Origin of the sequence: Streptomyces chryseus (assembly GCF_014650755.1) — a bacterium.
Classification (GTDB): Bacteria; Actinomycetota; Actinomycetes; order Streptomycetales; family Streptomycetaceae; genus Streptomyces; species Streptomyces chryseus.
Map to the genome: position 1 here is coordinate 116,562 of NZ_BMVO01000008.1, position 17,906 is coordinate 134,467.

General features: G+C 71.8%; 16 protein-coding genes and 1 pseudogene. 10 read left to right on the forward strand and 7 right to left on the reverse strand.

Annotation, left to right across the window (positions count from 1 at the left end; all coding sequences use genetic code 11):
* Positions 1–99: 99 nt before the first annotated feature.
* Positions 100–690, reverse strand: coding sequence for a TetR/AcrR family transcriptional regulator (locus tag IE185_RS15280; RefSeq protein WP_189715333.1), 591 nt, complete (start codon positions 688–690; stop codon positions 100–102).
* A gap of 238 nt (positions 691–928) precedes the next feature.
* On the opposite strand from IE185_RS15280, the gene IE185_RS15285 reads away from it, so the two are divergent.
* Complete coding sequence (locus IE185_RS15285) at positions 929–1,705, forward strand: hypothetical protein (RefSeq protein ID WP_189715335.1); 777 nt, start codon at positions 929–931, stop codon at positions 1,703–1,705.
* Between the two features lie 152 nt (positions 1,706–1,857).
* Here IE185_RS15285 and IE185_RS15290 read toward each other — a convergent pair whose 3' ends face one another.
* From IE185_RS15290 to IE185_RS15305, 4 genes are all read right to left on the reverse strand, one after another.
* Positions 1,858–2,403, reverse strand: coding sequence for an AAA family ATPase (locus IE185_RS15290; RefSeq protein ID WP_138899277.1), 546 nt, complete (start codon positions 2,401–2,403; stop codon positions 1,858–1,860).
* A 159-nt stretch (positions 2,404–2,562) separates the two neighbouring features.
* Positions 2,563–2,982, reverse strand: coding sequence for a CBS domain-containing protein (locus IE185_RS15295; protein WP_138899278.1), 420 nt, complete (start codon positions 2,980–2,982; stop codon positions 2,563–2,565).
* A gap of 164 nt (positions 2,983–3,146) precedes the next feature.
* Positions 3,147–3,359: a hypothetical protein gene (locus IE185_RS15300; RefSeq protein WP_373303726.1), complete on the reverse strand. Its 213-nt coding sequence runs from the start codon at positions 3,357–3,359 to the stop codon at positions 3,147–3,149.
* An 11-nt stretch (positions 3,360–3,370) separates the two neighbouring features.
* The gene (locus IE185_RS15305; protein ID WP_138899000.1) at positions 3,371–4,288 is read right to left on the reverse strand and encodes a LysR family transcriptional regulator; all 918 of its coding nucleotides are present in this window, start codon (positions 4,286–4,288) and stop codon (positions 3,371–3,373) included.
* Positions 4,289–4,419: 131 nt separating this feature from the next.
* Between IE185_RS15305 and IE185_RS15310 the strand changes: the two genes are divergently transcribed.
* The 6 genes from IE185_RS15310 to IE185_RS15335 all read left to right on the forward strand — a co-directional run bounded on the left by IE185_RS15310 (position 4,420) and on the right by IE185_RS15335 (position 10,552).
* Positions 4,420–5,412: a fumarylacetoacetate hydrolase family protein gene (locus IE185_RS15310; protein ID WP_373303727.1), complete on the forward strand. Its 993-nt coding sequence runs from the start codon at positions 4,420–4,422 to the stop codon at positions 5,410–5,412.
* Entirely contained in the window at positions 5,409–6,371 is a 963-nt protein-coding gene (locus tag IE185_RS15315; protein ID WP_189715337.1) for a cyclase family protein, read from the forward strand. Before IE185_RS15310 ends, IE185_RS15315 begins: the two co-directional genes overlap by 4 nt.
* A 23-nt stretch (positions 6,372–6,394) precedes the next feature.
* Positions 6,395–7,525, forward strand: coding sequence for an FAD-dependent oxidoreductase (locus IE185_RS15320; protein ID WP_138898841.1), 1,131 nt, complete (start codon positions 6,395–6,397; stop codon positions 7,523–7,525).
* Positions 7,522–8,526, forward strand: coding sequence for an amidohydrolase family protein (locus IE185_RS15325; RefSeq protein ID WP_138898840.1), 1,005 nt, complete (start codon positions 7,522–7,524; stop codon positions 8,524–8,526). Before IE185_RS15320 ends, IE185_RS15325 begins: the two co-directional genes overlap by 4 nt.
* 13 nt (positions 8,527–8,539) lie before the next feature.
* Positions 8,540–9,478, forward strand: coding sequence for a VOC family protein (locus tag IE185_RS15330; RefSeq protein ID WP_138898839.1), 939 nt, complete (start codon positions 8,540–8,542; stop codon positions 9,476–9,478).
* A 102-nt stretch (positions 9,479–9,580) separates the two neighbouring features.
* Positions 9,581–10,552, forward strand: a complete 972-nt coding sequence (locus IE185_RS15335; protein WP_189715339.1) for a fumarylacetoacetate hydrolase family protein — start codon at positions 9,581–9,583, stop codon at positions 10,550–10,552.
* A gap of 91 nt (positions 10,553–10,643) precedes the next feature.
* On the opposite strand, the gene IE185_RS15340 is transcribed toward IE185_RS15335, so the two are convergent.
* Entirely contained in the window at positions 10,644–11,870 is a 1,227-nt protein-coding gene (locus tag IE185_RS15340; protein WP_138895987.1) for a cation:proton antiporter, read from the reverse strand.
* A 236-nt stretch (positions 11,871–12,106) separates the two neighbouring features.
* Positions 12,107–13,834, reverse strand: coding sequence for a serine/threonine-protein kinase (locus IE185_RS15345; protein WP_229843526.1), 1,728 nt, complete (start codon positions 13,832–13,834; stop codon positions 12,107–12,109).
* A gap of 242 nt (positions 13,835–14,076) precedes the next feature.
* Here IE185_RS15345 and IE185_RS15350 point away from each other — a divergent pair.
* From IE185_RS15350 to IE185_RS15360, 3 genes and pseudogenes are all read left to right on the forward strand, one after another.
* Positions 14,077–14,970 (forward strand): annotated as a pseudogene (locus IE185_RS15350) (glycoside hydrolase family 15 protein); the annotation flags it as partial.
* Between the two features lie 127 nt (positions 14,971–15,097).
* A complete protein-coding gene (locus tag IE185_RS15355; RefSeq protein ID WP_229843527.1) occupies positions 15,098–15,589 on the forward strand; it encodes a MarR family winged helix-turn-helix transcriptional regulator in 492 nt (163 codons plus the stop codon).
* A 142-nt stretch (positions 15,590–15,731) separates the two neighbouring features.
* Positions 15,732–17,849 (forward strand): MMPL family transporter, encoded by a 2,118-nt coding sequence (locus tag IE185_RS15360; RefSeq protein ID WP_138895988.1) that lies wholly within the window; start codon positions 15,732–15,734, stop codon positions 17,847–17,849.
* The last annotated feature ends 57 nt before the right edge of the window (positions 17,850–17,906 follow it).

Below are 17,906 nucleotides of genomic sequence, written 5' to 3' on the forward strand. Positions count from 1 at the left end.
CCCGTCGTACCCCACCGAACGGAGGCCGCCAACACGCACACTGCCCCTGCCCCTGCCCCTGCCCTGCCCCTGCGGACCGGACGTGTCCGGTGGACCGTTTCACAGTCGGTCCAGCACAGTTGTCGCCATCGAGCGGGCGTGCTGAAGGCGGCCTCCGTCGCCTTCCAGGCCGGCGCGGGCCATCGCACCCTCCAGGAGGAAGGCGAGGTGCTCGGCCGTCGCGCGCGCTTCCTCGGACCGTTCGGGCAGCAGTTGTTCCAGGTGGCCGGCGATCAGGCGCTCGACTTGCTCCTTGCGGGCGCGGACGACAGCCCTGCCTTCGTCTCCGGCCGGGAGCTCGGCGGCGGCGTTGAGCAGTCCGCAGCCGCGAAAACCGTGCTCGTACGCGAATGCCGCGTGGTCGGCGTAGGCGTCGAAGACCGCCAGGGCGCCGTCGCGCGGCCCCTGGGCCTGCTCCAGCCGCGCGCGGTACAGGTTGAGCCACTCCTCGTGCCGGGCGTCAAGGCAGGCCCGCACCAGGTCGGCCTTGGAGGAGAAGTTGTTGTAGAGGCTCATCTTCGCCACGCCGGCCTCGGCGGTGATCGTGTCGATGCCGGTCGCCGCCACACCGTCGGCATAGAAGCGGCGGGCCGCAGCGGCAAGCAGCCGCTCCCGGGCCGGCCGCCGCCTTCCGCTCTCCGCCGAACTCACACCGTCGCGCACCGTGCCTTCGCCGGCCACCACAACTGGGCGGTGACCGGCACCCGGTTCCCGCCGGCCGGGGCCAACAGCGTCATCGCCCGCCGACTGCAGGGGCGGTCCAGCACCGCGTACCTCCCCACCGGCTTCGTTCAGCGAGGCGTGCACTTCAGCCGGCCGGTCTGCGCGGGGGCCGGGTGGGGTAGAACTTCCGAACCATGAGCCTGGCCACTGAGGGGGCGGGGGTTGCATGAATGCTGCGGTGACAGCGGTGGTGACCGTTGTGACATCGGGGGTGGTGGCCTTCCTGACCGTGATGTTCTCCGGTCGCCAACAGCGACGTGCCGCCGACCGCTCCGAGCGCGACCAGGTGAACGCCCGATATCTCAACCCTCTTCGTTGGCAGGCAGCTGAGGTCCACTACCGGCTCGCCGTCATCGGTGCCGCGGTGGAGCGGACGGGCAGTTACGCGCCAGCTCTGGCTGTCGATCGGCCGAGCCAGGTCGAGGGAAAGGATCCTGCCTGGTTCAACGGGCACGGGTGCGCGTTGCTCTCCGCTGCCTATCTCATCGCCGGTTTGTTCGCCCAGCTGAAGCGAGTTCGGGACGACTTTCCCTACTTGCGGCTGGCTGGGGGCGACGACACCCGATTCGCCGCCCTCATCGTGCGCGTCCAGTTGGCGTTCCTCCGAGAGGGGGGTGTCTATTACGCGGTTCAGCCGAGCATCGGTGACGATGTGCTGTGCGACGAGGGCAATCGGGTGCGCACCTACCGCGAGTTCTGCGAGCTACTCATGGACCCGGAACGGCGGGTATGGCTCGACATCCTGATCCATTTCACGCTGGAAACTGCCCAGGGACGCAAACAGCAGCGACTGCACGACGTGCTGGAGGCGGTCCGGGACCTGTCGGACTTCCTCGACCGAAGTCTGGCCGGCGGTCAATCCCTGCGCGCCCGTTGGGCGGCCGAAGGCGCCCGCATGGATGCTCGGGACACTGCCCGGATCCCGGTGCCGCCCCGGCGATAGACAGCGTTCCTGGGGGCGGCCCCGGCGCATCGGACGATCGGGAGGGGACACAAGGTCCGCCACAGCCGCGCCGCCGCCGGACGGGCACGGCGGCGGCATCTCCGATCTGCACCAACCACCGCAGATGTCCGCCTCCCCGCCACACCTCCCCGCTATCGGTCCGAACCCGCGCCGATGCGCGTCAGTACCAGATCGGCCAACTCCTCAGGGCTCAGCTCGCCGTCCAGGAACACCGTGCCGCCGGGAAGAGTGTCGGCCGCCGCCATGCACGGTGCGATCCTGTCCTTGCACCAGCTCCGGATCCGCTGCTCCCGTTCCGGATCGTCCGGGGCGTGAATCCGGCCGTCGATACGCTCCTCCAGGACCTCGCGGGAGACTTTGAGGAAGAAGTGGTGGACGTCGACACCCGCGTCCTTCAACGCGCCGAAGATCTCACCGACGTATCCGGGGTCGACCAGGGTCATGGGGACCAGGACCGGGCGGCCGTACTCCTCGATCAGCCCCACCGCCAGGTTGGCGACCTGCCGCCGCCACAGTGGCAGGTCCTGGAAGTCGCCGGTGGGGACCTCCACGATCTCCCGGAGTACGAAGCCGACCATCTCCGGGTCATAGACCAGTGCCTCGGGCCAGCGCGGACGCAACGCGTCCACCAGTGTGCTCTTCCCGCTCCCGAACGCCCCGTTCACCCAGACGATCAACGCGATCCTCCCCCGCCCCGTTGCCCGGCCCGCGCGGGGGCCGGGCGTGTCGGATCAGCATGCCGCGCGGACCGGGGGCAGCCAAATCTCTTGTCTGATTCCCTGTGGCCGGCCGGCAACGGCTGTCGTACCGCTACCGCTCCGCACAGAACTCGCCAGTCACTGGTTGGGGTCGGCGACGCTGATGTCTGCCAGGGCGGCATCGGTGTCGTGTACGGCGGCCAGGTCGCCCAGCGACACGATGCCGACCGGCAGACCGTCCTCCACCACGGGCAGACGTCGTACGGCGTGCCGGCGCATCAAGGAGACCGCCCGGCCGAGGTCGTCGTCGAGCGAGACGGTGATCAGCTCGTCGCTGCAGGCGTCGGCCGCGCTGTAGTCCCCGATGTTGCCTTCCCGGGCCACGATGCGCACCGCCAGGTCCCGGTCGGTGACCAGGCCCCGCAGCTCGTCGCCCTCGGCGACCAGCACCGCGCCGATCCCCTCGTCGCGCATCACGCGGGCCACCTCAGCGACAGAGGTCTGCGGTCCCACCGTCACGGGCGCGGCGGTCATCACTTCACGCACTTTCCTGTCCATCACAGGTCTCCCATGGTTTCGGTGCACGCGTCGATCGCGCCGGCCCACCAGCCGCGCGACCTGGCTGTACCCGCCGCCCCGTTCACCCCACGCCCCGACCCCCGCTTTGCGCTCCGATGGCCCGCGCGGCTCACCTTGTTGACGGAATCGCCGTCGGAAGGTGGTCAGGGTGCTTCGAGAGCGTGCCGGAGCAGCGCCGTGGGTGTCCGGCGGGTGAGGAAGAACGCCGACGTCCACAGCCCTGGGCCGCGTCCCCGGTCGGCGAAGTCGAGCCACGACATCGCCAGCGTCAGCAGCGACGGCAGGAGCAGCCCCGTACCGACGCGGTTCGTCACCGCCCCGACGACCAGCAGCGGCAGGCTGTCGGCCACGCCCATGGCGATCAGCGTCAGAGCGACCGTACGTCCGACAGCCGCCCGCCCACTCGCGCGGCCGTCTCCCGCAGCCAGATGTGCGCCGCGTCGTGGGTGTGCACCGGATGCCACCACATCGCCTCGCGCAGGGGCACGGCCTCGTACGGGGGCTCCAGCACGCGGACGGCGGCGAGCGGTGCGAGGAGCCGGGCGAGACGCGCCTGGACCAGGGCGATGCGCCGGGTGCCCGCGACCAGCAGCGGCAGCAGCTGGAAGCTGTCGACGGAGACCTCCACGCGCGGCTCGACGCCCAGCATGCCGAGCTGGCGTACGGCGGGGGCGTCGTAGGTCCGCTGGTAGGTGACCCACGGCAGCCGGGCCAGGTCCTGCCGGGTGAGGCGTTCGTCGACACTCGGGTGGTCGTCCGCGACCAGGAAGACCCACCGGTCCTCGTAGAGGTCGGTGGCGGGGAAGTCGCTGATGACGCCGTGCGGCATGAGCAGGCCGTCGGTGGCGCTCAGCAGCGTCGCGGTGTCGTCGACCACGGTGGGCGGTGTCTGGCTGAAGCGCAGGCGGATGCCGGGGGCCTCCTCGTGCACCACACGGGCCAGTTCGGTGCCGAAGACGGCGACGGCGTAGTCGGACGCCACGAGCCTGAACTCACGGCTCTCGCCCGCCGGGTCGAAGTGCGCCTGGCTGGCGAAGAGGCGTTCCAGTACGTCATAGGCGGTGGTGGTGCGGTCGAGCAGGACCTGCCCGAGGGCGGTGAGTTCGTAGTGGGCGCCGACCCTCGCCAGCAGATCGTCGTCGAAGTGGCGGCGCAGACGGGCCAGGGCGGCGCTCATCGCCGGCTGGCTGAGCCCCACGCGCTGCCCGGCGCGGGTGACGTTGCGTTCCTCCAGGAGGGCGCGCAGGGCGACGACGAGGTTGAGATCGAGGCGGGCCAGGTTCACGGGATGTCCTTGTCGAAAGGCGCCGAGCAGGAGGAATAAGCGCCGTGGATAACAACGATCCACAGAATCGATTTCCCTGATCGTAAGGGTCGGGTCCAGATTGGTCACACCGCAATCAGGAGGACATCGCCGTGAACTCTGGATCCCCGTCCGCAGCCTTTGCCGGACCCTTCGCTCTGGGCACCCTCTCGACCCCGGACGGACCGGCCTTCCCCGCCCTCGTCACCCCCGACAGCCAGGTGCTCGATCTGCGTGTCGCCTTCGCCGAGGAGCGGCTGACGACACGAAGGCTGCTGGACCGCTGGGAGACGGCGCTGCCGCGCCTGCGGACGCTGGCCGGTACCAGCGGCCTCGCACGCAAGCCGCTGGCGGACTTCCGGGTGCACGCGCCCGTCGAGCCGCGGCAGGTGTTCCAGTCGGGGGCGAACTACCGGCAGCACGTGATCGACCTGCACGTCGCGCACCGGGACCCCGCCGACGAGCGCTCCGAGGAGGAGCGGCGCGCCGAGGCGGCGGAGATCATGGACCGGCGGGCGGCGGAGGGCCTGCCGTACGTGTTCACCGGTCTGCCGAGTGCCGTCACGGGTCCGTACGACGACGTCGTGCTTCCCGCCTGGGCCGAGAAGCCGGACTGGGAGCTGGAGTTGGCGGTCGTGATCGGCCGGCCGGCCCACCGGGTGTCCGCCGGGGAGGCCCTGACGTACGTCGCCGGGTACACCATCGCCAACGACCTCACCGACCGGGCGGCCGTCTTCCGCCGCGACATGCCGCGGATCGGCACCGACTGGCTGCGCGGCAAGAACGCGCCCGGCTTCACCCCGCTCGGCCCCTGGATCGTGCCCGCCGAGTCCCTGGCCGAACCGGACGACCTGCGGATCACGCTCAGGCTCAACGGCGAGACCATGCAGGACGAGTCCACCAAGGACATGATCTTCGACGTGGCGCGTCTGGTCGCGTACGTCTCCCGGACCGCCCGCCTCCTGCCCGGCGACCTCGTGCTGACCGGCTCCCCCGCCGGCAACGGCATGCACTGGGGGCGGCTGCTGCGCGACGGCGACGTCATGGACGGCTCGATCACCGGTCTCGGCGCCCAGCGCACCCACTGTGTGGCGGAGCGGTCATGACCCTGGACCGGCTGGACCCGGAGGGCGCGATCGCCGAGGCAGCCAAGGCGTACTCCAACTGGGGGCGCTGGGGCGCGGACGACGTGCTCGGCACGCTGAACTTCCTGGACGAGGCGAAGCGGGTCGAGGGCGCGGCGCTGGTCCGGCGCGGGGTGAGCTTCTCGCTGTCGCAGCGGTTCGACATGAACGGGCCGCAGAAGGGCTGGAGGCGCCGTACGAACCCGGTGCACACCATGCTCGACACCGGTACCGACGCGGCCCTCGGCCACCAGGGCTTTCCGCACGGCATCGGCGGCGCCGACGACGTGATCGCCATGCCGTTGCAGTGCTCCACCCAGTGGGACGGGCTCGGGCACATCTTCGACCACGGCAGGGCGTGGAACGGGCGGGCGGCGGAGAAGGTCGTCACGTCCGAGGGCGACCTGGTGACCGGCATCGAGCACATGGCGCCGTACGTCGCCGGACGCGGCGTCCTGCTCGACGTGGGCCGGGTGACCGGCGACGACGGCGAACTGCCCGACGGTTTCGCGATCACCGAGGAGCACCTGGAGCGGACCGCCGAGGCGCACGGGGTGACCGTGGGGCGGGGCGACATCGTGCTGGTGCGCACCGGGCAGCTCGCCCGGACCCGCAGGCAGGGGTGGGGCGACTACGCCGGCGGCCCGGCGCCCGGCCTGTCGTTCACCACGGCCGGCTGGCTGCACCGTACCGAGATCGCCGCGATCGCCACCGACACCTGGGGCTTCGAGGTCCGGCCCAACGAGTTCGAGGGCGCCTTCCAGCCGCTGCACCAGGTCGCCATCCCGAACATCGGCCTGCTGATCGGTGAGATGTGGGATCTCGACGCGCTCGCCGGGGACTGCGCGGCCGACGGCGTGCACGCGTTCTGGCTCACCGCCGCACCCCTGCCCATCACCGGCGCCGTCGGCTCACCCGTCAACCCGATCGCCGTCAAGTAACCAGCGGAACGAAGGAGTTCCCGATGAGCACACCCCGTACGGTCCTGGTGATCGGTGGCGGCGCGGCCGGCAACGCCGTGGCGGTCCTGCTGCGCCGGGCCGGTGTCGCCGTGGACCTGATCGAGGCCGAGGACGACTGGAACGCCACCGCCGGTTCCGGCATCACCCTCCAGGGCAACGCCCTGCGCGTCCTGCGCGAGCTCGGCGTGTGGGACCGGGTGAGGGAATCCGGCTTCGCTTTCGGGTCGGTGGGCATCACGGCGCCCGACGGCACCGTCCTGCACGAGCAGCGCGACATCCGCACCGGCGGCGGGGACCTGCCCGCCACCGTCGGGATGCGGCGTCCCCGGCTCCAGCGCGTACTGATCGACGCCGTCCGTGCCTCGGGCGCCACCGTGCGCCTGGGCACCCGAGCCGAGTCACTGGAGCAGGACTCCGACGGCGTGAGCGTGCGGTTCAGCGACGGGACCGGGGGCCGCTACGACCTCGTCGTCGCCGCCGACGGCCTCGGCTCCGCCACCCGCGCCGCGATCGGCATCACCGACAAGCCGGAACCGACCGGCATGGCGATCTGGCGCGTCGCCGTCCCACGCCCGGCCGGTGTCGTGCGCACCGACCTCGCCTACGGCGGCCCCGCCTACATCGCCGGTTACTGCCCGACCAGTGACACGACCCTCTACGCGTACGTCGTCGAGGCCAACCGCGACCGCGCCTGCCTCCCACCGGCGTCGTACGCGGACGAGATGCGCCGCCTGGCCCGCGCGTACGGCGGCTTCTGGCCGGAGATCACCGCGCACATCACCGACCCGGCCGAGGTCAACTACACCTGGTTCGACCGCATGCTGGTGGAGGGCTCCTGGCACCGCGGCCGGGTGGTGCTCGTCGGCGACGCCGCCCACTGCTGCCCGCCGACCCTCGCCCAGGGCGCCGCCCTGTCGCTGGAGGACGCGTGGGTGCTCGCGCAGATGCTGTCCGGGGCCGGGCCGTGGGACGACGCGCTGCTCCAGGCGTACTACGAGCGGCGGATCGCGCGCGTCCGTCCGGTCGTGGAGGCGTCCGTGCAGATCGGGCAGTGGCAGCTCGACGGCGTCCGCGACGCCGACGTGCCCGGCCTGATGGCCCGCACGATGACGATGCTGCGGGAACTGCCGTGACGCCCCCGACCGTCGACGTGCACGCACACGTCCTGCTGCCCGAGGTCGACGCGCTGGTGGCGGACCTGCCGGGACTCGCCGGGGCGAGGGCGCTGGACGCCCGCCGCAACGGTCCCGCCGCCCTCGCCGTCAGCGGCCCCATGGTGCGCGAACGCCTCCCCGCGCTGACCGACACCGCCGTGCGTCTGGCCGCGATGGACGCCCAGGGCGTCGACGTCCAGCTGGTCAGCCCCTCCCCCTCGCACTACCACTACTGGGCCGACGAGGGGACGGCCGAGAAGGTGTGCCGGCTCGCCAACGAGGCGACGGCCGCGCACTGCTCGGCCGCACCCGGCCGGTTGCGCGGGCTGGGGATCGTACCCCTCCAGCACCCGGACCTGGCCGTGCGCGCACTCGACCACGCCCTGGCGCAGGGTCTTTCCGGAGTGGAGATCTCCAGTCACGCTCCGGGACGCGAGCTCTCCGACCCCGCCTACGCGCCGTTCTGGGCACGGGCCGAGGAGACGGGCGCGATCGTCTTCCTGCACCCCTTCGGCTGCACGCTCGACGAGCGTCTGGACCAGTGGTACCTGTCCAACACCGTGGGCCAGCCCACCGAGAACGCCGTCGCGCTCTCGCACCTGATCTTCTCCGGGGTGCTGGACCGGCACCCCGGTCTGCGGCTGATCGCGGCGCACGGCGGCGGCTACCTGCCCACCCACATCGGCCGCTCCGACCACGCGTGGTCGGCCCGCTCCGACGCGGGCGCCGGCTGCGCGCATCCACCGAGCAGCTACCTGAAGCGGCTGTACTTCGACTCCCTGGTGCACGCCCCGCACGTCCTGCGGGAGCTGGTCCGGGCCGCCGGGGCGGACCGCGTGCTGCTCGGCTCGGACTTCCCGTTCGACATGGGCGCCGAGGACCCGGTGGCCGCCCTGCGCGCCGCGCGTCTTTCCGCTGCCGACTTCGACGCCGTACGCGGCGGCAACGCTTCCACCCTGCTCAACCTCGCCCTCGTCTGAGGAGGAACCCGCCATGAGCGCACGTCTGCTCACCCACCTGCGGCACGTCGACCTCGCCGTGCCCGACTACGACACACAGCTCGACTTCTACGCGGGCGTCTGGGGCCTCACCCAGGTCGCCGAGGACTCCGGCATCTCCTTCCTCGCCGCCGAGGGCTCCCCGGAGCAGTACGTCGTACGGCTCCGCAAGGCCGACGAGAAGCGCCTCGACCTCGTCTCGTACGGCGCCGCCACCCCCGCCGACGTCGACACCCTGGCGGAGGAACTCCTCGCAGGCGGCGTCCGGTTGATCTCCCGGCCGGGCAAGGTCGACACCCCGGGCGGCGGCTACGGCTTCCGTTTCTTCGACGTCGACGGCCGCACCATCGAGGTCTCCGCGGACGTCGGGGTGCGCCGGCACCGCAAGGTCGAGGAGAAGGAGGCCATCCCGGTGAAGCTGTCGCACGTGGTCCTCAACTCCCCCGACCTCAACCGCACGCGCGCCTGGTACGAGCGGCACCTCGGCTTCCGGCTCTCCGACACGCTGTCCTCCCCGCACATGGGCGAGGTCATGCACTTCATGCGCATCAGCAACCAGCACCACTCCATGGCGATCGCGCAGGGCCCGCACACCGCCCTGCACCACATCTCCTTCGAGATGCGCGGCCTCGACGAGTACCTGCGCGGCTCCGGCCGGGTCATCCGCGCCGGCCACCGCAAGATCTGGGGACCGGGCCGCCACCTGGCCGGCGACAACACCTTCACGTACTTCCTCGATCCGCACGGCAACACCGTCGAATACACCACCGAACTGGAGGAGCTGGACGAGGACACCTGGCACCCGCACGTCTACGACTTCTCGCAGCCCGAGGTCACCGACCAGTGGGGCACGGCGAACCCGATGAACGAGCTCATCGCCAAGGAGTCGTTCAACGACCCCGACCGCGGCGTCTTCGTCGCCCCGCCGGTGTGACCGTCCCGCATCCCGAACCCCGGGGGCGCGGCAGTGGTGTCACCGCCCTGGCCGCCCACCGCGCCCCCGGCCCGCCGGCCTCCCGCCCACAGGAGTCACATCATGCGTTTCGCCGCTTACGAACACCGGCACCGCCCGCGCGTGGCCGTCGTGGAAGAGGACGGCACCCTCTTCCCCCTGCCCGGCGTCACCTCGCTCACCGCTCTGCTCACGGAGGCCGACGGCCTGCCGGGCCTGCTCGCCGCCGGAGCGGCGGCGCTCGACGTGCCGCCCGGCCCCCACGTCTCACAGGTACGACTGTCTCCCCCGCTCCAGCCGACCTCGGTGCGGGACTTCGTCACCTTCGAGGAACACGTGGAAGGCGTACGACGGTCGGTGGACGGCGCCGGCGGTGTCCCCGAGCAGTGGTACGCGGCGCCGACCTTCTACTTCACCAACCCGCACGCCGTCTTCGGCCCCCACGACGACATTCCCGTGCCACCCGGCTCCACCGCCCTGGACTTCGAGCTGGAGGTCGGTGCGGTCGTCGGCCGCGAGGGCCGCGACCTCACCCCCGAGCAGGCCCGCGACCACATCGTCGGCTACACCGTCTTCAACGACTGGTCCGCGCGCGACCTGCAGGCGGCGGAGATGAGGGTCGGCCTCGGCCCCTGCAAGGGCAAGGACACCGCCACGACCCTCGGCCCCTGTCTGGTCACCGCCGACGAGCTGGAGCCGTACCGGGACACCGACGGTTTCCTGCGCCTCGCCCTGACCGCCGAGGTCAACGGCGAGACGGTCGGCGAGGACCTGCTGTCCCACATGAGCTGGACCTTCGAAGAAATGACCGCTTACGCCTCCCGGGGCACCCGCGTCGTGCCCGGCGACGTCCTCGGCTCCGGCACCTGCGGCAACGGCGGCTGCCTGGCCGAACTGTGGGGCCTGCGCGGCGAGCGGAACCCGCCGCCGCTGAAGCCCGGGGACACCGTCACCCTCACCGTCGAGGGCATCGGCGCCGTCTCCAACACCGTGGTGGCGGGTGCCGCGCCGGTGTTCCTGCCCGCCGCTCGGCGCCGCGACCGGGAGCGGCCGTGAGCGACCGGCGGTCTTCGGGCCCCTCCCGAGCGAGGAAGACCGGGCCGCACTCGCCACCGACGTGCGCGGGGCCGGGCGGTGGTGCTGTCGGTCAGGTTCCGGGCCGGGCGGGATCGTCCGTCCGGACGCCCGGGAGGCGGGCGTAGGCGCGGCCGATCGGTTCGGCGCTCAGCCCGTGCAGCAGGATGCTGAGCATGACGGTCATCACCATCACCCGGGCGATGAAGTCGGCGCTGCGTGCGGGCAGTTCGACGGCCGCGAGGAGCCCGAAGACGATCGATGTCACGCCTCTCGGGCCCAGCCAGCCCAGGAACAGCTTGTCGCGCGGGGGCAGCCCCGTGCCCGTGAGCACGAGCAGCACGGGGATCGCGCGCACCAGGGCGACGGAGACGAGCGCGTACAGGATCACGGAGAGGTGGAACCCGTCCCAGAACACCTCGTTCACGATCTGCCCGAACACGAACCACAGCGCGAGGGACATCAGAGCGACCAGGTCGTCCGTCATCCGCACCGCGTCCGCCGGAAGGTGGCGCATGGCGGGCGCGATGCAGACGCCCGCGACGAAGGACGCCACGAAGCCGTTGCCGCCGAGTGCCGAGGAAAGCGTGTAGGCGGCCACGGGGACGGTCAGTACGCCGAGCCTCGTCGCCGCGTGCTGCGTCCAGCCGCTCGCCCAGGACCTGCGCAGCAGCCACCCGGCCACGTATCCGACGACGGAACCGACAGCGACGGCCCAGCCCGCCGACGCGACCGCGTTCAGCAGTGCTTCCGTGTAATCAGCGCTCCTGGTGCGTGACTCGACCGCGGCGGCCAGGCACAGGAGGAACACCGGCGAGACGATCCCGTCGTTCAGGCCCCCTTCGACGTTGAGCACGTCGCGCAGCCGGGCCGGGATTCTCCTGTCCCGTACGACGGCCGCCGTGGGGGCCAGGTCCAGGGGGACGACGACGGTCGCCAGGACGGCCAGGACCCACCCGGGCTGCTCGGGGAAGAAGGCGTACGCGGTCAGGAAGGCGAGGCACAGGGTCAGGGGCAGCGCACCGCCGAGCAGGCGCGCGACGATCCCCCTCTCCCTGCGGATGACGCCCCCGGGGACTTCGGTGGCGTCGACGAAGAGGAGCAGCGCCAGTACGACTTCCACCGCGTGTTCGAAGCCGGCCGTGTCGAACTCGAAGCGCAGCGGGGGGTCCGAACCGCCGGTCATGGCGATACCGGCCGCCATCATGGCGATCGGGGCGGTGACACTCCATCGCGCCAGCCGGTGCGAGAGGACGGCCCAGACGAACAGAATGCCCGCGATGACAGTGACGGCAAGCATGGCATCCTGCGCTTTCCGGCTGGGCACCTTTCCCGGTGTACGCGCAGCTTAGAGCGGGATGTGGGCTCTGCGGGGCGGAGCACGCCGGTGGACCGGCACCTGCGCGGGGTGCGCCCGGCGGCGTGCCGTGCCTCCCGCGCGGGCGATCGTCGATCGTGGCGGGCGGCAGAGCCGCCGCGGTCGTCCCCTGGTGCCGCTGGTGCCGCTCCGCCGGTCTTCGCACTGCCCCGAGGGGGTCAGCCGTCGGCGGCGTGGATGTTCAGCACCGCGCCGTCGAAGTCAGCGGCGAGGTAGCCGGATGAGCTGTACTCGTCGGTGAAGTAGATGTTGACCGTGGGCACGCTCTCGAAGACGGGGCGGCGGAGGACGACGTAACGCATGGTCGGTTCGGGGATGCCGAGTTCCTGGTCGGCCTTCCGGAAGAGCGCCGGCAGCTTGTCCCAGTCGACCTCGCTGATGTCGATCGGGGCTTCGTCCCCGCCGATGACGGTACCGCCGGGGCCTTCCTTGGCCGCGTATCCGTTCCGGTACACGAAGCGGTCGTACTTCGTCCGGCTGCCCGGGACCGGGACGTTGGCGATCGCGTACTCCTCGTAGACCGTGAACTCGAAGAACTTCGTCGTCCGTGTCTCGGCCTTGAGTGCGGTGATCGCCTCCCGCACTCTCTTGGGCGTCAGGAGGTTCTTCGTCTGCTTGGACGGCGGCAATGACGCCTGCGCCGGCTGTTCGGTGGCCTTCGGATCTGTCGTCTTCGCGGTGTCCTTGCCGCCGGTGGCACCCGTCGTCGAGGCGGGATTCTCCTTCCGGTCCGCGCGGAACAGACCGCTGTCGAGAGGCAGGGCGCTCACCAGAGTCGCCAGCGCCGCCACCAGCACCGCGGCGGTCAGCGCCGGTACCGCCCACCGGTTGCGTCGCGGCCGGGACGAGCCGTGGTGCGACGACAGGTCGGGGACGGTCCCCGGAACCGGCGGAGGGCCGAAACCGGACGGCGGGGCGGTCGAGGGCGGAGGGCTCGACGGCCACGGTGGTGCGGGGTGTGCCGCCGGGGCGTCGTGCACGGTGTCGGCCTGGGGCACGGCGGGCTGTGGGGGCCGCGGTGCGGCCGTCGGGTGGCAGGCGTCCGCGCCGCGTCCGGCGTCGGTGAACATCCGCTCCAGCCGCGCCGCGTCCGGCCGTGCGGCGGTGTCCCGTGTGAGCAGGGCCGTGAGCACCGGGGTGAGCGGTCCGGACCGCACGGGCGCGGGGACCGGCTCGTCGAGGACCGCGACGAGGGTCGACAGGCTCGTCTCGCGCCGCAGCGGGTGCCATCCCTCCACAGCGGTGTAGAGCAGCATGCCGAGGGACCACAGGTCGGAGGCCGGGTTGCCCTCCTCGCCGCGGATGCGCTCGGGTGCGATGTACTCGGGCGAGCCGATGAGGTCGCCGGTGGCGGTCAGGCTGGTCGACTCGCGCAGTACGGCGATGCCGAAGTCGGTGAGGACGGGGCTGCCGTCGGGCCGCAGAAGGACGTTGGCCGGCTTCACGTCCCGGTGGTGGATGCCCGCGCCGTGGGCGGCGCGGAGGGCGGACAGCACCCCGCGTCCCACGACCAGTGCCTCCGTGACGCTCAACGGGCCCTGGGCCAGGCGCTCGTGCAGGGACTGCCCCGGGACCAGTTCCATGACGATCCACGGGTGGGGGCCGTCGGACGAGTCCACGATGTGATGGATGGTGACCACATGGGGATGGGCGAGCCGGGCGAGGGCCCGTGCCTCCCGCAGTACGCGCTCACTGAGCACGCGCGCCCGGGCGGGGTCCGCCTCCGCCGCCGCGGGGTCGGGCGACCGTACTTCCTTCAGTGCCACTTCGCGGTGGAGCACTACGTCCCGGGCCCGCCACACGGTGCCCATGCCGCCGCTGCCCAGTCTGGCGAGCAGTTCGAACCGGCCGTCGATCAGCCGTCTGCCGGCCTCCTTGGTGTTCATAGCGGGTCAGCTTACGAGCAGCGCGCCCACGGCCGGTATCGCCCTTCGGGTAGGCGCATTTCCGCAGGTTGAAGGGGGGTGCGGGGTGCGGATCCGGGTCTCGCCGAGTGTCGCCCGCGGGCCGGCCCGGTGCGCGGACGGCGTCGCCCGTCTGCCGCGACCGGCGCGCGCCGGCTGCACGACGCCCCTCGACTGGTCCTCTCCGCACCCCGGCCGTAGCTCCGGCGAAAGGACCCGCCGCCATGCGTCGTTATCCGCCGATCGCGGACCATGGGCTCATCGGCGATCTGCAGACCTGCGCGCTGGTGTCGTCCGACGGTGTGGTCGACTGGTTCCGCGCTCCACGGTTCGACTCGCCCAGCATCTTCGCCTCGCTGCTCGACCACGATCGCGGCGGTCACTTCTCGATCACGGTGGACGTGCCGGGGACGACCGTACGGCAGCTGTACCTGGCGGACACGGCCGTACTGATCACCCGGTTCATGACACCCGACGGCGTCGGGGAGGTCGTCGACTTCATGCCCGTCGACCAGCCGGAGCGAGCCACCGACCGGCACCGTCTCGTACGGGCGATGCGGGTGGTGCGCGGCACCGTGCGGTTCGGCGTGGAGTGCCGGCCGCGGTTCGACCACGGGCGCGCGCCCCACCGGCCGACGCTCGACGACGGCGCCGCCCGCTTCCACGGCCCTGGCGTCGACGTCCATCTGCAGACCGCCGGACCCCTCTCGCTGCGGCGCGACGGTGACGACGTGCGCGCCGAGGTCGTGCTGAGAAAGGGTGAGCTGGCGGCGACGGCGCTCACCGTGTGCGCGGCCGGTGGGGAAGCGCCGCGGCCCTTCACCGCGGGAGGCGCGCGGGCGGAGTTCACCGCCGTGTGGGAGTTCTGGCACCGCTGGATCGGGCGTTCCCGGTACCGGGGCCGCTGGCAGGGGGCCGTCAACCGTTCGGCCGTCACCCTCAAGCTGCTGACGTACGCCCCGACCGGCGCCCCGGTCGCCGCCGCCACGGTGGGCCTGCCCGAGCAGATCGGCGGCGAGCGGAACTGGGACTACCGGTACACCTGGATCCGTGACGCCTCGCTGTCCGTGGGGGCGTTGTACGGCCTGGGCTTCACCGAGGAGGCGGACGTCTTCCGCTACGCGGCCCTGGCCCTGGACGAGGCGAGAGAGGACATGCGGCGGCGAACCCCGCTCGGCGGACGCGACGAGCCGCCCCGGGACGCCGAGCGGTCCTGCCGGACGGCTGTCTCTATAGGCTTGACGGGTGGCGAGCACAGAGAACGAGCAAGCGGCGGACACCCCCGAGCGGGCCGACGGGCGCGCGTTGCACGCGTTCGCGGTGCAGTTGCGCCGCATGAACGGCCAGATCAACCGGCTCTCGCACGCCTTCGCGGCCGACCAGGGCCTGCACGCCACCGATGTCCAGGCGCTCGCCGCGATCCTGGATTCGGAGACACCGCTCACCCCGGGGCGTCTGCGGGAACACCTCGGCCTCACCTCGGGGGCGGTCACCGCGTGCCTGGACCGTCTGGAACGGGCGGGGCACGTCCGCAGGGCACGCGAGAGCGCCGACCGCCGGGTCGTACACCTGCATTACCTCCCCGAAGCCAGGTCGGCGGCGCGCGGTCATTTCATGCCGCTGGCCACCGCGACCGCCCGCGCCCAGCAGCAGTTCGACAGCGACGAGCTGGCGACGGCGCTGCGCTTCCTCGCCGTGCTGAACGACGAACTGGATCACCTGCGCCCCGAACGCTGAGCTCACCTCTCCTCCCGCGCATCCGGATCGGGGGAGTCGGACGAAGTAGCGACTGAAGACCGTTCCACACCCCGGCCGCAAAGTACTTCGATAATTGAGATACTTTGCCATTGAGAGGCTTTTCCCTTCACTCAGGAGTGCAATGTCCAGCTCCGCACGACTGGCGCGATGGCTCGTGCCCGTAGTCGTCCTCGTCGCCTGGCTGGGCGTCGGTGGCGCCCTCGGCCCCTACGCCGGCAAGCTCGGCGAGGTCGCGACCAACGACCAGGCGGCCTTCCTGCCGCAGAACGCCGAGTCCACCAAGGTCATCGACGCGCAGAAAGCCTTCCGGCAGGAGGAGACGCTGCCGGCCATCGTCGTCTGGACCGCGACCGGCGGCGGCGACGTGAACGACGGACAGCGGACGGCGGCCACGGGGGCGCTGGCCTCGCTCGACGGCACGGCCGGCGTGCTGGGGTCGTCGCCGGCTGTCGCGTCGCAGGACGGGCAGGCTCTGCAGGGCGTCGTCCAGCTGCGCCCGGACCTGGGCGAGCGGCTCGCCGAAACGATGGAGGAGGTCGACAGGGCGGCGGCGCGCGTACCGGGTACGAACGTTCAGCTCGCGGGGCCGGCGGCGCGGCAGGCCGACTTGGGCGACGCGTTCGCGGGCATCGACGGGCTGCTCCTCGGCGTGGCCCTGATCACGGTTCTGGTCATTCTGCTGCTGGTCTACCGCAGCGTCCTGCTTCCGCTCGTCATCATCACCGGCGCGGTCTTCGCGCTCGGCCTCGCGTGCGGCGTGGTGTACGCGCTGGCGGACCGCGACGTCGTGCGCGTCGACGGGCAGGTGCAGGGCATTCTGTCCATCCTCGTCATCGGCGCCGCGACCGACTACGCCCTGCTTCTCACCGCGCGCTTCCGCGAGGAACTGGCGCGTCACGACGACCGAACGGCCGCCATGCGGGCCGCGGTGCGCGAGTCGGCCGGCCCCGTCGTCGCCAGCGCCGCGACCGTGGCCCTGGGACTCGTCGCCCTGCTGCTCAGCGATCTCACCAACAACCGTGCTCTCGGGCCGGTGGGCGCCATCGGCATCGTCTGCGCCGTGCTCAGCTCTCTCACCTTCCTCCCGGCCGTACTGGTGCTGCTCGGCCGCGGCGCGTTCTGGCCGGCCCGTCCGAAGCAGGCGGGCGCCGCCGGCGACAGCAGCGGGAGCCGCGGCATCTGGTCCCGGATCGCCGCCCTCGTCGACCGGGCGCCGCGCAAGGTCTGGGCCCTCACCCTGGCCGGCCTGATCGCGTGCGCGGCGTTCGCCCCGACCCTCACATCAAAGGGTGTGCCGCTCGACGAACTCTTCGTCAACGACGCACCGTCCGTGGCGGCGCAGCAGACGCTGAGCGAGCACTTCCCGGCAGGCTCGGGCAGTCCTGCCGTCATCATCGCCGACGCCGACCGGACGGAGCAGGTGACCGCGGCGGCCGGCGGCCTCGACGGGGTCGCCCGGGCTCTGCCCGTCACCGCGTCCGGGCGGCCGGGGGGCGAGGCACCTCTGGTGGTCGACGGCAAGGTGCGGATCGACGCGACGCTCGAGGACGCGTCGGACAGCGATGCCGCCAAGGAGACCGTCGCGCGGCTCCGTGCGGCCGTACACGCCGTACCCGGCTCGGACGCCCTGGTCGGGGGCTACACGGCCCAGCAGTACGACACCCAGCAGACCGCCGGTCGCGACCGCACGCTCATCGTGCCCGTCGTACTCGCGATCATCCTGGTCATCCTCGTCGGGCTGCTCCGCTCGCTGCTGATGCCGGTTCTCCTCGTGGCGACCGTGGCCCTGAACTTCCTCGCCACGCTGGGCGTTTCCTCGCTCGTCTTCCAGAACGTCCTCGGGTTCTCCGGCACCGACGCCTCCGTGCCGCTCTACGGATTCGTCTTCCTCGTGGCCCTGGGCGTCGACTACAACATCTTCCTCATCTCACGAGTCCGCGAGGAGTCCCTCAAGCACGGCACGCGCCAGGGGGTGCTCCGCGGCCTCACCGCGACCGGCGGAGTCATCACCTCTGCCGGCGTCGTGCTCGCCGCCACGTTCGCGGCCCTCGGTGTCATCCCGCTGGCGTTCCTCGTCCAGATCGCGTTCATCGTCGCTTTCGGGGTGCTCCTCGACACGCTCGTCGTCAGGTCGCTGCTCGTACCGGCGCTGGTCAGGGACATCGGGTCGGCGGCATGGTGGCCCGGAGCCCTGAGCCGCCGGCCGGAGGGGGAACAGGTGCGTACACACGCCGGCTGACGGGCTCGCGCCGGGGCCGCGGTACCCGGCTCCCTCCGGCCACGGTGTACGGCGCGG

Bases quoted from the DNA above. Each gene is read 5' to 3' on its own strand.
- IE185_RS15340 (WP_138895987.1), bottom strand. From the start codon at position 11,870: ATGCTTGCCGTCACTGTCATCGCGGGCATTCTGTTCGTCTGGGCCGTC.
- IE185_RS15300 (WP_373303726.1), bottom strand. From the start codon at position 3,359: ATGGGCGTGGCCGACAGCCTGCCGCTGCTGGTCGTCGGGGCGGTGACG.
- IE185_RS15360 (WP_138895988.1), top strand. From the start codon at position 15,732: ATGTCCAGCTCCGCACGACTGGCGCGATGGCTCGTGCCCGTAGTCGTC.
- IE185_RS15285 (WP_189715335.1), top strand. From the start codon at position 929: ATGAATGCTGCGGTGACAGCGGTGGTGACCGTTGTGACATCGGGGGTG.
- IE185_RS15315 (WP_189715337.1), top strand. From the start codon at position 5,409: ATGACCCTGGACCGGCTGGACCCGGAGGGCGCGATCGCCGAGGCAGCC.
- IE185_RS15330 (WP_138898839.1), top strand. From the start codon at position 8,540: ATGAGCGCACGTCTGCTCACCCACCTGCGGCACGTCGACCTCGCCGTG.
- IE185_RS15335 (WP_189715339.1), top strand. From the start codon at position 9,581: ATGCGTTTCGCCGCTTACGAACACCGGCACCGCCCGCGCGTGGCCGTC.
- IE185_RS15320 (WP_138898841.1), top strand. From the start codon at position 6,395: ATGAGCACACCCCGTACGGTCCTGGTGATCGGTGGCGGCGCGGCCGGC.
- IE185_RS15345 (WP_229843526.1), bottom strand. From the start codon at position 13,834: ATGAACACCAAGGAGGCCGGCAGACGGCTGATCGACGGCCGGTTCGAA.
- IE185_RS15295 (WP_138899278.1), bottom strand. From the start codon at position 2,982: ATGGACAGGAAAGTGCGTGAAGTGATGACCGCCGCGCCCGTGACGGTG.